The following is a 13,590-nucleotide window of genomic DNA, read 5'->3' on the forward strand; positions in this document are numbered from 1 at the left end:
AGGCGGCGGCGCGCCGACCGGTTCGGTCAGCCCGCGGAGACGAGGCCCGCCACCGCGTCCCCGGCCGCCTTCCGGGCGCCCTTGATCATGGTGTCGTTCGCCGGGGCGCCCTTGGACTCGAAGTCGCTGCCGTTGTAGGTGACGGTCACCAGGATGTTGCCCTTGCGGACCGTCACCACGGACTCACGGGTGTCCTGCTTGTCCTTCTTGGTGAGTGAACTCGTGACCCGTGCCTCGTCCCCGAGGGCGTTGAGCGAGCTGTCCTTCGGATCGCTGCTGTCCTTGTACGCCTGCGTCGCCAGCGCGTCGGAGCCCTTCACCTCGAAGGAGACGTCGAGCCAGCGGTAGTCGTACCCCTTGAGAGCGCTCCAGGAGCAGCCGCGGCGAACCGATTCGTCCGTGGCCGACAGCTCCTTGCCCGCCGTCTTCGCCCCCGGCACCAGCGAGGAGACCGTCTTGGCCGGGACGGTGCCGCAGGGCTCGGGCGGCTTCGCGTACGACTTCGCGCCCACGCTCGCGCTGGGGCTCGACGGGGTGTCCGAGGCCTGCGGCGCCGCGTCGTGCGTGTCCTTCGCCGCGGGCTCGGACATCGGGCCGGTGGACCAGGCCCAGCCGACGCAGGCGAGGATGCCGACGGGCAGCAGCCGGGCCGCGAGGGTGACCGGAAGCGGGAGAGAACGCACGGTGTACGTCCCTTACATCGGGGGTGGGGTGGGGGAAGTCAGTCTCACACGGGTTGCTGTGCGACCGGTACCGCTACTTCTGTCACCTGAGCATCACGCTCGGGCATCGCCCCGGCGTACGGCCGTCACCAGCCACACCCCCGCGCGCGTCCGCACCCCGCGCGGAGTCGCGTACGGACGGAGTGTTTCCTCCAGTACGGCGCGCGTCGCGGCGGGCACACTGCGCCGGGGTGCGCGCGACAGCAGGAAGTCGACGGCGTCGGCGGGCGAATCACCCCAGTGAGTGTGGACATCCACCGGATTGACCGCGATATCGGTGAAGGAGCGGTGCAGCGCCGCATGGATCCGGTAGGGCTCGGACAGCGACGCCATCGCCGTGTGCGCGGCCTGCGCGTCCGGGTCCGGCGCGGGCGGGCTCTCACCGCCCGCCGTGCCTTCGGCGAGGTGCCGGGCGAACAGCGCGAGCGCCGTGCCCTCCTCGGAGTCGGGGCCCGGCCGCCGCGGGCAGACGAAGACGAGCCGGCCGTCCTCGCGCAGCGCCCGCGCCACGTTCGCGAACGCCGCCACCCCGTCCTCGAAGAACATCACCCCGCCACGGCTGATCGCCACGTCGAAGGCGCCCGGCGGGAACGGGTGGGACTGCACGTCCCCCAGTTCGTACGACGCCCCCGCCACCCCTTCCTCGGCGGTGCGGGCCCGCGCCCGGTCCACCAGCGGCGCGGAGATGTCCACGCCCACCGCGTGCCCCGGCGCCGCCAGCCGGGCCGCCGCCCGGGTCGTCGCGCCCGCGCCGCACCCGATGTCGAGGACCCGGTCGCCCGGGCCGATCGCGGCGGCCGCGAAGAGGGCGTCGTCGGCCTCGCCGAGCAGCGCGTCGAAACGCCGGTGATGGGTGGCCCAGTGCCGGCCGAGCGGGCCGTTCCAGGCGTGGGCCTGCCGGTGATTGACGGTGACGGTCATCGGGTCTCCAGGCGGTCGACGAGGGCGGCGGGCAGGGCGGACTCGATCCGGTCCACGGCGGCGAACGCCCCGTACGCGACCAGATGCACCAGGCAGTGATCGGTGAACGGCGGCACCCGCCACGCCGCGACGTCCGCGTCCGTGATCCGGTACGGCGCGAGCGCGGCGAGCAGCGCCAGACGCGCGCCGGGCCGCTCGGCACGGTCCGGCAGCTCGGGCCACACGGCGGGCGGATGCGTGCCGTCCCAGCGCGCGACGGTCTGCTGTACGAGGCCGAGGTCGGCGTCGTCGAGAAGCCCGGCGCCCTTCGTGGCGGCCGTGCGCAGCGCCTCGTAGGCGGGACCGACCGGGCTGCCGACGGCCCAGCCGGGCCCGGGCTCCAGCGAGTCGAGCAGCGGCAGCGACGTGCCCGGCGGGTGAGCGGCCCGCACGACACCGGAGACGCTGCGGCCCGCGAGGGCACGCACCGCCCGCCGTCGCTGGGCGTTCGCGGGCAGCAGGTTCTCGGTCAGCAGGGCGGACACGATCCGGTTGATGAAGTGGAAGGCGAGCGCGGTGCCGAGCTGTGCGGCGAGGTCGGCGCGCGGGAACGGCGGCGGGGCGAGGCCGGGCGCGCCGGGGACACGGGTGTCCCGCCCCCACCGCAGGATGCGCGCCGCCCGCGCGTCACGCGGCTCCGTGCCGCGGGCCACCGCCTCGCCGAGGCCGTGGTCGCCGTGGGCGTGCAGCAGCACGGCGTGCGCGTCGACGCAGAACGGGCACCGGTTCGCCTGCGACACGCCGGCCGCGACCAGCTCCCGGTCGGCGCGCGAACCACTGCCCGCGATGAGCGACTCGCGCAGCAACGACCACGTCGGCGCGAGCAGTTCGGGCGCCGAGGCGAGAACGATCAGGGTGGACGGCTTCGGGATGCCGAAGTCGGTGCGGGCCTGCGCGTAGACCGCGGCCGTGGTGCCGGTGGCGGACTTGGGGGAGGGCGGGGTGGTGTAGCGGTAGGGGCCGGACATGTGGACTCCAGAGGAAGGCGGCTCGGCTGCTGCGGAACGTGTCCCAGACTCACCCCGCGTCCCCGCCCCCGGCGTCGTACGGCGGAGCCCAACCCCGCCTACTCCCCGGGGAGTAGGCGGGCCGCAGGTCCCGTCCTCGCGGCGGACGCCGCTGTCAGTGGTCGCCTCTAGCCTTTTGGACATGCAGGAGGACACGCAGGGGGACATGCGGGGTGTCGTGCGGGGTGACATGAGCGGGACCGGGGCGACGGAGCCGACGAGGGGGACACGGGTGCGGACGTACGCGGCCGACGCGGCACTGGCCGTCGTCATCGCCACCGTGGTGATCCTCGGGGCGGCGCTCGGCGACGGCGCGGCGCCGGTGGACTACGCGCTGATGGCGGCGTCGGCCGCCGCCCTGGCGGCCTACCGGCACGCGCCCCGCACCGTGCTGGTGGCGTCAACCGCCCTGACGGCGGCCTATGTTGTGGACGCGCACCCCGGCCCGCTGGTCGCGCTGCCGGTCATCGCGGCCGTGCACACCGCGTCCCGCGCGGGGCACCGGGCGTTCGGCGCGGCCGTCGCCGGAGCGTTCCTCGCCGTGTACATCACGCGGGACGCCCTGGCCGGCGACGGGGCCACCGGCCGGGCGATGCTGCTCGCCGGCTGGTTCCTGTGCGCGGTCGTCACCGGCCTCGCCGACAAGAACTGGCAGGCGTATCTCCACCAGACCGAACAGCGCGCACTGGAGGCCGAGCGCACCCGCGAGGAGGCGGCGCTGCGCCGCGCAGGGGAAGAACGGCTACGTATAGCGCGGGAGTTGCACGACTCCCTCACCCACAGCATCTCGATCGTCAAGCTCCAGGCCGGCGTCGCGGTGCACCTCGCCCGCAAGCGCGGCGAGGAGATACCGGCCGCGCTGCTCGCCATCCAGGAGGCCAGCGGCGAGGCGATGCGCGAACTGCGGGCGACGCTCGACGTGCTGCGCACCGACGAGCCCACCGGCACCCCGGCGCTCCTCGCCGAGCGCGCCCGCTCGGCCGGGATCCCCGTCACACTCACCGTCACGGGACGCGAGCGCGCCCTGCCGCCGCAGCTCGACCGCACGGTCTACCGCATCGTCCAGGAGGCCCTGACGAACGTGGCGAGGCATGCGGGCGGCGCGGCCCGCACCGAGGTGCGACTGGCCTACGGGGAGGCCGAGATGACGGTCCGGGTGACGGACGAGGGCACGGCGGACCCGGCCCGCCCGGCCGCCGAGGGCACGGGGCTGACGGGCATGCGCGAGCGCGTCACGGCGATGGGCGGCACGCTGACGGCGGGGCCGCGTGCCGGGGGAGGGTTCGAGATACGCGCGGTGCTGCCGACGGACACCGCCGAGACCGACGGCCCCGTCACGCAGGACCGCACACCGCTGGCGGCCGCCCCGTGACCGACGCCGCGCCGACCCGCCCCGCCGTATCCGTCGTGCGGGTCGCGCTCGTCGACGACCAGGCGCTGATGCGGGCCGGGTTCCGGGCGCTGCTCGACGCCGAGGACGGGATCGAGGTCGTCGGGGAGGCCGGGGACGCCGCGGCCGGCGTCGCGCTCGTGCGGGAGACCGTGCCGGACGTCGTGCTCATGGACGTACAGATGCCGGGGGAGAGCGGGATCGCGGCGACCCGGCGGATCGCCGCCGACCCGGACCTGACGGCCGTACGCGTCGTCATGCTCACCAACTACGCCTTCGACGAGTACGTCTTCGAGGCACTGCGCGCGGGCGCCTCAGGCTTTCTGCTCAAGGACAGCGAGCCCGCCGACCTGCTGGCCGGCATCGCGGTCGTGGCACGCGGCGACGCCCTGCTGTCGCCGTCCGTCACCCGCCGCCTGATCGGCGAGTTCGTCGCGCGGCCACCGGACCGGGCGACGGCGCCCGGCCTCGAAGGCCTCACCCCGCGCGAGCGCGAGGTCACCGCGCTCGCCGCCCGAGGCCTCACCAACGAGGAGATCGCCGCGCACATGGTGATCAGCCCGTTCACCGCCAAGACCCACATCAGCCGCGCCATGACCAAGCTGAGCGCCCGCGACCGCGCCCAACTCGTCGTGTTCGCCTACGAATCGGGCCTCGTGACCGCACGCGCCCAGGGTCCCGGGCCCGCTTAGGATCGGCGCATGACGATCAGAGGGAGGGCCGCGCTGACGCGCGCCATCGGGTTCGCCGCGACCGCGCTGCTCATGGCCGGATGCGGCACGCAGACGTCCGGCACCGCTGCGCCCACCGCGCCGTCGGGCGGCAGCACGGACATCGGCCGGGTCCACGCGGACTCGCTCGACAGCAGCCCGCCGCCGCAGTACGGCAAGGTCGAGACCGCGCCGCCCCCGGCCGCCACGCCGACGGGACCCTGCCCCGACTCCGGCCTGCGCGTCACGGCGGGCCGCGCCGAAGCCGCCATGGGGCTGCGCGCCCTCCGCCTCACCCTCACCAACTGCGGTACGGGCACGGTCGAGGTCTCCGGATATCCGCGGCTGCGGCTGGCGGAGGCGGACGGCACCCCCGTCGAGGACGTCCGGATCCTGCACGGCACCGAGGAGATCACCACCGGTGTGAAGGACCCCGGCCCGCACCGCCTCACCCTGCGCCGCGGCGAGAGCGCGATCTCGGCCCTCGTCTGGCGCAACACCTACGACGACATCACCGAGCCGCCCGTGACCGTCGACCGGGTGGGCGTCGAACCCGGTGTCGGCAGCGCACAGACCGTCACCCCCGACGCGCCGCTCGACCTCGGCAGCACCGGACGACTCGGCACGACGGCCTGGCACAAGGGCTGAGAGCCGCCCGCTAGGATCCGGACGAAGGATGCTGAGGACGCGGACGCCGGGTCCGCCGTGGTGGTTGGGGGTCGACGTGGTCGCTGGTCGTGTGGTGCGCTTCGACGGAGCGCGCGGTTATGGGTTCATCGCGCCGGACGACGGCGGCGAGGACGTCTTCCTGCATGTGAACGACCTCCTCATCCCCGAGTCGTACCTGCGCACCGGGCTGAAGGTCGAGTTCGACATCGAGGAGGGCGACCGCGGCCCGAAGGCGTCCTCGGTGCAGCTCGCCGAGGGCGCGTCCGCGCCGGTCGCGGGTGGTCGGCACGTCGCGGCCGACGGCGACGACGTGCTCTGCGACGTCCTGCGCGTCGACGAGTTCACCAACGAGGTCACCGAGCTGCTGCTGCGCGCCGCCCCCTCCCTGACGGGTGAGCAGATCCTGACGATCCGCCGCGAGCTGGTGCAGAGCGGACGCAAGCACGGCTGGGTGGACAGCTGAGCCGGACCGCACGCCGAGCCGCCCGGGCCCTGTCCGTTCTTCCCCTTCTTCGCCCTTGATGTCGGGCCCGGTTATTCAATCTTCATAGAATCCGGTCCGGCATCCGGACAACCCCCTTGTCCTGCGGACTGTATGCGAAATACGTTCTGCGGTATTCCTTGATCGCCCACAGGATTCCCGAGGTCACGTATGGACCACCCGGGGACCCCTGCGGATTCTCTTCCCTGGCGGAGGTATGCCCTCGTGCGCCGAACAGCGGTTGCCTGCACGGCAGTTGCCTTGGTGATGTCCCTGACGGCGGGCTGCGGCTCCCTGCAGTCCTCGGCCACCGAGGTCGGCGGGGAGCGCATGACCGACGGCCGCCCCGTACGCGACGGCGGCACCCTCACGGTCGCGCTCAACGCGGATCCCGACAAGCTCGACCCCACCCTCGCCCAGACCCTCGTGGGCCGCACCGTCTTCGCGGGCATGTGCGAGAAGCTCTACGACACCGACGCCGACGGCGAGATCGTGCCGCAGCTCGCGACGGCCCGGCCGAAGGTCTCCGACGACGGCCGCACCGTCACCTTCGACGTCCGCAAGGACGCCACCTTCAGCGACGGCACGAAGCTCGACGCGGACGCCGTCGTCACCTCGCTGCTGCGCCACCGCGACCTCCCGGGCTCCGCGCGCGCCACCGAACTCGCGCCGCTGAAGTCGGCCGAGGCCACCGGCGCGTACAGCGTCAGGCTCACGCTCAAGCAGGCCTACGTGCCGCTGACCGCCGTCCTCGCCGACCGGGCCGGCATGGTGATGTCACCGGCCGCGCTGAAGAAGTACGGCAAGAACTTCACCAACCACCCGTCCTGCGTCGGCCCGTTCAAGTTCGCCGAACGCGTCGGCGGCGACCGCATCGTCCTGACCAAGGACGCGCACTACTACGACGCGGACGCCGTCCACCTCGACAAGGTGATCTACAAGCCGATCCCCGACGGCAGCGTCCGCCTCGCCAACCTGCGCTCCGGCGACGTCCAGGTCGGCGACCAGATGACCCCCGTCGACGTGAAGAGCGCCCTCACCGACGACAAGCTCCAGCTCTTCAACTCGCCCTCGCTCGGCTACCAGGGCATCGGCCTCAACGTCGGCAACGTGAAGGGCCTCGGTCAGCAGCCCGGCACGGTCGACACCCCGCTCGCGCGCGACGTGCGCGTCCGCGAGGCCTTCGACCTGGCCATCGACCGCGACCTCATCAACAAGGTCGTCTTCCAGGGCATGTACGAGCCCGCCTGCGGGCCGATCTCCCCGGAGTCCGCGATCGCGCCCGGCGAGAAGGCCTCCAGCTGCCCGAAGCGGGATGTCGCCAAGGCCAAGCGGCTGCTGAAGCAGGCCGGGGTGAAGACACCGGTCCACATCGAGATGAAGACCTCCACCACCCCCGAGTGGAGCCGCATCGGCCAGGTCATCCAGGCCATGGCCAAGGACGCGGGCTTCGACGTCACGCTGCGGCCCACCGAGTACGCCACGATGCTGGAGGAGACCGACGCGGGCCAGTACCAGGCCTTCAACAGCGGCTGGTCCGGACGGCTCGACCCCGACGGCAACATCGCCAGCTTCCTGCAGACGCGGGGCGCCATGAACGCCTACGGCTACGGCGACAAGAAGGTCGACGCACTCATCGCCCGCGGCCGCACCGAGCCCGACCCGGCCGAACGCGCCAAGATCTACGACCAGTTGATCCGCCGGGTGAACGACGCGCACGCGCTCATCTACCTCTACCGCCAGAAGAACTACGTCGTCGCAGGGAAGGACGTCGCGGGCATCCATGTCTACGGCGACGGCCTGATCCGCGTGAAGGATGCGGGGTACGCCAAGTGACGACCGCCCAGATATCCCTGAAGAAGCCGGGACTGCTCGCCGGGCACCCCATGGCCAAGTACGTCCTGACCCGCGTCCGGCAGTCCCTCATCACGCTGTTCCTCGTCTCGATCGTCGTCTTCGCCGGCATCCGCGCCCTGCCCGGCGACCCGGCGCTCGCCCTCGCCGGTGAGGAGCGCAGCCCCGAGGCGCTCGCCGCGATCCGCAGCGAGTACGGACTCGACGACAACATCGTGATCCAGTACGGGCGTTTCATCGGACACGCCCTCCAGGGCGACCTCGGCACCTCCTCGCGCACCGGCCTGCCGGTCGCCGACGCCATCGGCGAGGCACTGCCCGTCACCCTCGAACTCGCCGCCCTCGCCCTGCTCCTTGCGGTCGTCCTCGGGATCGGCTCGGGAATCGTCGCCGCCGTGCGACGCGGGAAGCCCGCCGAGTGGATCGCCAACGCCCTGGCCCTGCTGGGCCTTTCGATCCCGACGTTCTGGCTGGGCATCGTCCTGGTGCTCGCCTTCGCCATCGCCGTCCCCGTCTTCGCGGCCTCCGGCTTCGTCCCCTTCGGCACCGACCCCGTCGACAACCTGCGGCGCATGGTGCTGCCCGCGATCGTGCTCGGCTCCGGGCTCGCCGCCGTCGTCATGCGGCAGACCCGCGCCGCCATGCTCGACTCGCTCTCCGCCGACTACGTCCGCACCGCACGCGCCAAGGGACTCTCCCGCCGCGAGGTCGTCGGCGGGCACGCGCTGCGCAACTCCCTCGTCACCGTCGTGACCGTACTCGGCCTGCAACTGGGCCACTTGATCTCCGGCGCGGTCGTCACCGAGCAGATCTTCGTCCTCCCCGGCTTCGGCAAGCTCACCATCGACGCCGTCTTCACCCGTGACTACGCGACCCTCCAGGGCGTCGTCCTCGTCACGTCGTTCGCGTACATCTTCATCAATCTGCTGGTCGACGTGGCGTACTCGGTCATCGACCCGCGCATCCGGCTCGGAGGTGCCCGGTGACCACGCTGGCTCTCACAGGACTACGCGCCCGGGCCACCGGGAACGCCAAACTGCGCGCCCTGCGCAAAAACAAGCTCGCCATGACCGGCGCCGTCATCGCGCTGATCTTCGTGCTCGCCGCGCTGCTCGCGCCGCTCGTCGCCCCCTACGACCCGGCGCGCCCCGACTTCGACGACGTGCTCGCCGCGCCGAGCTGGGCGCACTGGCTGGGCACCGACGACCTCGGCCGCGACCAGCTGTCCCGCGTCGTGTACGGCGCCCGGGCCTCGATGCAGGTCGGCGTGCTCGCCGTGGTCCTCGCCTTCCTCGTCGGCGTCCCGCTCGGCCTGCTCGCCGGCTACTACGGAAAGATCGCGGACAGTGTCGTGTCCCGGGTCACCGACACGATGCTCGCCTTCCCGTTCCTCGTGCTCGCCGTCGGCCTCGCCGCCGTCCTCGGCCCGTCGCTGACCAACGCGACCATCGCGATCGGCATCTCCCAGATCCCGGCCGTCATCCGCATCACCCGCGCCGAGACGCTCCGCCTCAAGCACGTCGACTACGTGGCCGCGGCCGTCGCCAACGGCGGCGGCGACGGCACCGTCCTGTTCCGGCACATCCTGCCCAACGCGACGTCCGCGCTCACCGTGCAGGCCACCGTCGGCGTCCCCGCCGCCATCATCGGCGAGGCCCTGCTCAGCTTCCTCGGCCTCGGCGTGCAGCCGCCCGAGCCCTCCCTCGGCGTGATGCTCTCCTCCGCCCAGTCCTTCCTCGCGCCCGCGCCCTGGATGGCGGTGTTCCCCGGCCTCGCCGTGGTCGCCGCGACCCTGGCGTTCAACCTGCTCGGCGACGGCCTGCGCGACGTCCTCGACCCCCGTGGAGCCACCCGATGAACGCCGTCGATCCCCGCGAACCGGTGCTGAGCGTGCGGGACCTGTCGGTCTCGTTCAGGTCCGACACCCGCACGGTCCACGCCGTCGACCACCTCTCCTTCGACCTGCGCGCCGGTGAGGTGCTCGCCGTCGTCGGCGAGTCCGGCTGCGGCAAGTCCGTCACCTCGATGGCCGTCATGGGACTGCTGCCGCCCACCGCGCACATCACCGGCTCCATCCGGCTCGGCGAGCGGGAGCTGGCCGGCGCCGACGACAAGGCGTACGGGAGGATCCGCGGCAAGGACATGGCGATGATCTTCCAGGAGCCGATGACGTCGCTGAACCCGGTGCTCACCGTCGGACGGCAGATCGGCGAAGTGCTCCGGCGCCACCAGGGGCTGAGCAAGAAGGAGGCACGCGCGCGTGCCGTGGAACTCCTCGACCTGGTCGGCATCCCGGCACCCGCCCAGCGCGTCGACGAGTACCCCCACCAGCTCTCCGGCGGCATGCGCCAGCGCGTGATGATCGCCATCGCGGTCGCCTGCGACCCGACCGTGCTCATCGCCGACGAGCCGACCACGGCCCTCGACGTGACCGTCCAGGCGGGCATCCTCGAAGTCCTCCAGTCGCTGCGCGAGCGCCTCGGCACCGCGATCGTCCTCATCACCCACGACCTCGGCGTCGTCGCCGACATCGCCGACCGGGTCCTCGTCATGTACGCGGGCCGCCCCGTCGAACAGGCGCCGGTGGACGAGCTGTTCGCGGCGCCCCGGCACCCGTACACCCGCGGTCTGCTCTCCGCCGTCCTGCGCCCGGGCACCCCCAAGGAGCGGCTGCCCGAGATCCCCGGCCTGGTGCCGAGCCTCGACGCGCAGCCCGACGCCTGCACGTTCGCCCCGCGCTGCGCCCGCGCCGACGACGTCTGCACGGGCGGCCGCCCCGGCTTCAAGGCCGTCAGCGCCGATGCGGGGGCCGACGCCGCCCACCGCGCCGCCTGCTGGCACCCGCACACCCTCCAGGAGACCGCCTCATGAGCACCGCCCCCGTGCTGGAACTCACCGGCCTCGAACGCCACTTCGCGGGCGCGGGCGGCACCGTGCGCGCCGCCGACGGCGTCACCCTCACCGTCGGGCGCGGCGAGGTCGTCGGCCTCGTCGGCGAGTCCGGCAGCGGCAAGTCGACCGTGGGCCGCTGCGCCGTCCGCCTCGACGACCCCACCGCCGGTACCGTCCGCATCAACGGCACCGACGTGACGACCATGTCGCGGCGCGCCCTGCGCCCCCTGCGCAAGGACTTCCACCTGGTCTTCCAGGACCCGTCGTCCTCGCTCGACCCGCGGATGACCGTCGGTGAGATCGTCGCCGAACCGCTGCGGCTGCACGGCATCGCCAAGAACAAAGAGGCCGCTCACGCGCGCGTACGGGAACTTCTCGCCCAGGTAGGACTGCGCCCCGAGCACGCCGACCGTCACCCGCACGAACTCTCCGGCGGCCAGCGCCAGCGCATCTCCATCGCCCGCGCCCTGTCCGTCGACCCCGACCTGCTGGTCGCCGACGAGCCGACCTCGGCGCTCGACGTCTCCGTGCAGGCCTCCGTCCTCAACCTGCTGGCCGACCTCCAGCGCGACCGCGGCTTCGGCTGCCTGTTCATCACGCACGACCTGGCCGCCGTCGAGTACCTGGCCGACCGGATCGCCGTCATGTACCTGGGCCAGATCGTCGAACAGGCGCCCACGCGCGAGCTGTTCGCCGATCCCAAGCACCCGTACACCCAGGCGCTGCTTTCGGCCGCGCCGGTCCCGGATCCCGTCACCCAGCGCACCCGGGAACGCATCGTCCTCAGCGGCGACCTGCCGAGCCCGCTCGCGCCGCCGCCGGGCTGCCGCTTCCACACCCGCTGCCCGCTCGCCGTGGACCGCTGCCGCACGGAGGTGCCGGTTCTGCGGACCTTCGAGAGCACGGCCGGCGGCCGCGAGGTCTCCTGCCACCTGGTCGCCGACGACGGCACCGCCCCGGACGCCGCCGCCGGCCCGCCACCGGCCTCTCGTACGATCCCGAACACCCGCACCGCCACCCGCTAGGAGCCTTCTTGTTCACCACCCGGCCGACCCTCCAGGGCACCTTCGGCATGGTGTCCTCCACGCACTACCTCGCCTCCCAGTCCGCGATGGCGGTCCTGGAGGACGGCGGCAACGCCTACGACGCGGCCGTCGCCGCGGGCTTCGTGCTGCACGTCGTCGAACCGCACCTGAACGGCCCGGCCGGCGAGGTGCCGATGATCCTCGCCCCGGCCGGCGGCGAGGTCCGCGTGCTGTGCGGCCAGGGCGTGGCCCCCGCCGGCGCCACCGTCGCCCACTACAAGTCGCTCGGCCTCGACCTCGTCCCCGGCACCGGCCCGCTCGCCGCCGCCGTGCCCGGCGCCTTCGACGCCTGGATGCTGCTCCTGAAGGACCACGGCACCAAGTCCCTCGCCGACGTCCTCAAGTACGCCGTCGGCTACGCGGAGGACGGCCACGCCCCCGTCGAGCGCGTCGGCCAGACCGTCGAGACGGTGCGCGCGCTCTTCGAGAGCGAGTGGCCGTCGTCCGCCGAGGTCTACCTCGTCGACGGCGAGGCGCCCCGGCCCGGCGAACTCCTGCGCAACCGGCAGCTCGCCGCCACCTGGAAGCGGCTGACGGCCGAGGCCGAGGCCGTCGGCACCGATCGCGTCGCGCAGATCGAGGAGGCCCGCCGCATCTGGCGCGAGGGCTTCATCGCCGAGGCGCTGGTGCGCCAGTCGCAGCGGCCGACCATGGACACCAGCGGCGAGCGCCACACCGGCACCCTGACCCTGGCGGACCTGGCCTCCTGGGAGGCGACGTACGAGGCCCCGGCCACCTACGACTGGAACGGCTGGACCCTGTGCAAGGCAGGCGGCTGGAGCCAGGGCCCCGCCTTCCTCCAGCAGCTCGCCCTGCTCCCGCCGGAACTGCCCGCCTACGGGTCGGCCGACTACGTCCACCTGCTCATAGAGGGCTGCAAGCTCGCCATGGCCGACCGCGAGGCCTGGTACGGGGACGCCGAAGAGGTCCCCGTGGACGCGCTCCTCTCGGCCGACTACAACGCGGACCGCCGCGCCCTGATCGACCCCGAGAAGGCCTCGCACGACCTGCGCCCCGGCAGCCCCCTCGGTGCCGAGCCCCGGCTGAGCGCGCACGCCCACGCGGTCGCCTCCGGCGAGGCGGGCTTCGACGCGATGGGCGTCGCGGGCGCGGGCGCCGGAGAGCCCACCGTGGCCAAGGACGGCGGCACCCGCGGCGACACCTGCCACCTCGACATCGTCGACCGCTGGGGCAACATGGTCGCCGCCACCCCCTCCGGCGGCTGGCTCCAGTCCAACCCGGTCGTGCCCGAGCTCGGCTTCCCGCTCGGTACGCGCCTTCAGATGGCCTGGCTCGACGAGGGGCTGCCCAACTCGCTCACCCCCGGCCGCCGCCCCCGCACCACGCTCACCCCGTCCCTGGCCCTGAAGGACGGTGTCCCGGTCCTGGCGTTCGGCACCCCCGGCGGCGACCAGCAGGACCAGTGGCAGCTGCACTTCTTCCTGGCCGTCGCGCTGGGCGGCACGGTCCGCGGCGGGCTCGACCTGCAAGGCGCCATCGACGCCCCGAACTGGCACAACGACTCCTTCCCCGGCTCCTTCTTCCCGCGCGGCATGCACCCGGGATCGGTGACCGTGGAGTCCCGCATGGCCGAGGACGTCATCGCCGAGCTGCGCCGCCGCGGCCACGACGTGACCGTCGCCGACGCCTGGTCCGAGGGCCGCCTGTGCGCGGTCGCCCGCGACCCGCGCACCGGTGTGCTTCTCGCGGCGGCGAACCCGCGCGGCATGCAGGGGTACGCCGTCGGCCGCTGACCTGCATGGATGGTCCTGAGGGGTGGAAGCGCCGATTTCATGGTGGCTCCACCCCTCGTTCATCTC

13 protein-coding genes are annotated in these 13,590 nt (G+C 73.0%); 10 read left to right on the forward strand and 3 right to left on the reverse strand.

Features of this window, described 5'->3' with window-relative positions:
- Nucleotides 1–26 precede the first annotated feature (26 nt).
- The 3 genes from ACFVDP_RS21915 to ACFVDP_RS21925 form a co-directional block, all read right to left on the reverse strand.
- Complete coding sequence (locus tag ACFVDP_RS21915; RefSeq protein ID WP_383491897.1) at nt 27–683, reverse strand: hypothetical protein; 657 nt, start codon at nt 681–683, stop codon at nt 27–29.
- A 93-nt stretch (nt 684–776) separates the two neighbouring features.
- A complete protein-coding gene (locus ACFVDP_RS21920) occupies nt 777–1,643 on the reverse strand; it encodes a class I SAM-dependent methyltransferase (protein WP_383491899.1) in 867 nt (288 codons plus the stop codon).
- Entirely contained in the window at nt 1,640–2,650 is a 1,011-nt protein-coding gene (locus ACFVDP_RS21925) for a carboxymuconolactone decarboxylase family protein (protein ID WP_383491900.1), read from the reverse strand. Before ACFVDP_RS21925 ends, ACFVDP_RS21920 begins: the two co-directional genes overlap by 4 nt.
- 229 nt (nt 2,651–2,879) lie before the next feature.
- On the opposite strand from ACFVDP_RS21925, the gene ACFVDP_RS21930 reads away from it, so the two are divergent.
- The 10 genes from ACFVDP_RS21930 to ACFVDP_RS21975 all read left to right on the forward strand — a co-directional run bounded on the left by ACFVDP_RS21930 (nt 2,880) and on the right by ACFVDP_RS21975 (nt 13,524).
- Nucleotides 2,880–4,061, forward strand: a complete 1,182-nt coding sequence (locus ACFVDP_RS21930) for a sensor histidine kinase (RefSeq protein WP_383491977.1) — start codon at nt 2,880–2,882, stop codon at nt 4,059–4,061.
- 68 nt (nt 4,062–4,129) lie between these two features.
- Nucleotides 4,130–4,771 carry a response regulator gene (locus ACFVDP_RS21935; RefSeq protein WP_383491979.1) on the forward strand — a complete coding sequence of 214 codons (642 nt, stop codon included), beginning with the start codon at nt 4,130–4,132 and terminating at the stop codon, nt 4,769–4,771.
- A gap of 9 nt (nt 4,772–4,780) precedes the next feature.
- Nucleotides 4,781–5,437, forward strand: a complete 657-nt coding sequence (locus tag ACFVDP_RS21940) for a DUF4232 domain-containing protein (RefSeq protein ID WP_383491901.1) — start codon at nt 4,781–4,783, stop codon at nt 5,435–5,437.
- Between the two features lie 76 nt (nt 5,438–5,513).
- Nucleotides 5,514–5,921 (forward strand): cold shock domain-containing protein, encoded by a 408-nt coding sequence (locus ACFVDP_RS21945; protein ID WP_361553400.1) that lies wholly within the window; start codon nt 5,514–5,516, stop codon nt 5,919–5,921.
- 285 nt (nt 5,922–6,206) lie between these two features.
- Nucleotides 6,207–7,775, forward strand: a complete 1,569-nt coding sequence (locus ACFVDP_RS21950; protein WP_383491903.1) for an ABC transporter substrate-binding protein — start codon at nt 6,207–6,209, stop codon at nt 7,773–7,775.
- A 50-nt stretch (nt 7,776–7,825) separates the two neighbouring features.
- Nucleotides 7,826–8,779: an ABC transporter permease gene (locus ACFVDP_RS21955; protein WP_383491981.1), complete on the forward strand. Its 954-nt coding sequence runs from the start codon at nt 7,826–7,828 to the stop codon at nt 8,777–8,779.
- Between the two features lie 5 nt (nt 8,780–8,784).
- Entirely contained in the window at nt 8,785–9,651 is an 867-nt protein-coding gene (locus ACFVDP_RS21960; protein ID WP_383491983.1) for an ABC transporter permease, read from the forward strand.
- Nucleotides 9,648–10,664 carry an ABC transporter ATP-binding protein gene (locus ACFVDP_RS21965; protein WP_383491904.1) on the forward strand — a complete coding sequence of 339 codons (1,017 nt, stop codon included), beginning with the start codon at nt 9,648–9,650 and terminating at the stop codon, nt 10,662–10,664. Before ACFVDP_RS21960 ends, ACFVDP_RS21965 begins: the two co-directional genes overlap by 4 nt.
- Complete coding sequence (locus ACFVDP_RS21970; RefSeq protein ID WP_383491906.1) at nt 10,661–11,710, forward strand: ABC transporter ATP-binding protein; 1,050 nt, start codon at nt 10,661–10,663, stop codon at nt 11,708–11,710. The genes ACFVDP_RS21965 and ACFVDP_RS21970 overlap by 4 nt, the downstream gene beginning before the upstream one ends.
- Nucleotides 11,711–11,718: 8 nt before the next feature.
- Nucleotides 11,719–13,524, forward strand: a complete 1,806-nt coding sequence (locus tag ACFVDP_RS21975) for a gamma-glutamyltransferase family protein (protein WP_383491907.1) — start codon at nt 11,719–11,721, stop codon at nt 13,522–13,524.
- Nucleotides 13,525–13,590: the final 66 nt, after the last annotated feature.

This window comes from Streptomyces sp. NPDC057694 (genome assembly GCF_042799415.1).
Classification (GTDB): Bacteria; Actinomycetota; Actinomycetes; order Streptomycetales; family Streptomycetaceae; genus Streptomyces.

What these genes read in the sequence shown, in the direction of transcription:
- ACFVDP_RS21930 (WP_383491977.1), top strand. Translation starts at nt 2,880, where the DNA reads ATGAGCGGGACCGGGGCGACGGAGCCGACGAGGGGGACACGGGTGCGG.
- ACFVDP_RS21950 (WP_383491903.1), top strand. Translation starts at nt 6,207, where the DNA reads ATGTCCCTGACGGCGGGCTGCGGCTCCCTGCAGTCCTCGGCCACCGAG.
- ACFVDP_RS21940 (WP_383491901.1), top strand. Translation starts at nt 4,781, where the DNA reads ATGACGATCAGAGGGAGGGCCGCGCTGACGCGCGCCATCGGGTTCGCC.
- ACFVDP_RS21935 (WP_383491979.1), top strand. Translation starts at nt 4,130, where the DNA reads ATGCGGGCCGGGTTCCGGGCGCTGCTCGACGCCGAGGACGGGATCGAG.
- ACFVDP_RS21925 (WP_383491900.1), bottom strand. Translation starts at nt 2,650, where the DNA reads ATGTCCGGCCCCTACCGCTACACCACCCCGCCCTCCCCCAAGTCCGCC.
- ACFVDP_RS21970 (WP_383491906.1), top strand. Translation starts at nt 10,661, where the DNA reads ATGAGCACCGCCCCCGTGCTGGAACTCACCGGCCTCGAACGCCACTTC.
- ACFVDP_RS21920 (WP_383491899.1), bottom strand. Translation starts at nt 1,643, where the DNA reads ATGACCGTCACCGTCAATCACCGGCAGGCCCACGCCTGGAACGGCCCG.
- ACFVDP_RS21955 (WP_383491981.1), top strand. Translation starts at nt 7,826, where the DNA reads ATGGCCAAGTACGTCCTGACCCGCGTCCGGCAGTCCCTCATCACGCTG.
- ACFVDP_RS21965 (WP_383491904.1), top strand. Translation starts at nt 9,648, where the DNA reads ATGAACGCCGTCGATCCCCGCGAACCGGTGCTGAGCGTGCGGGACCTG.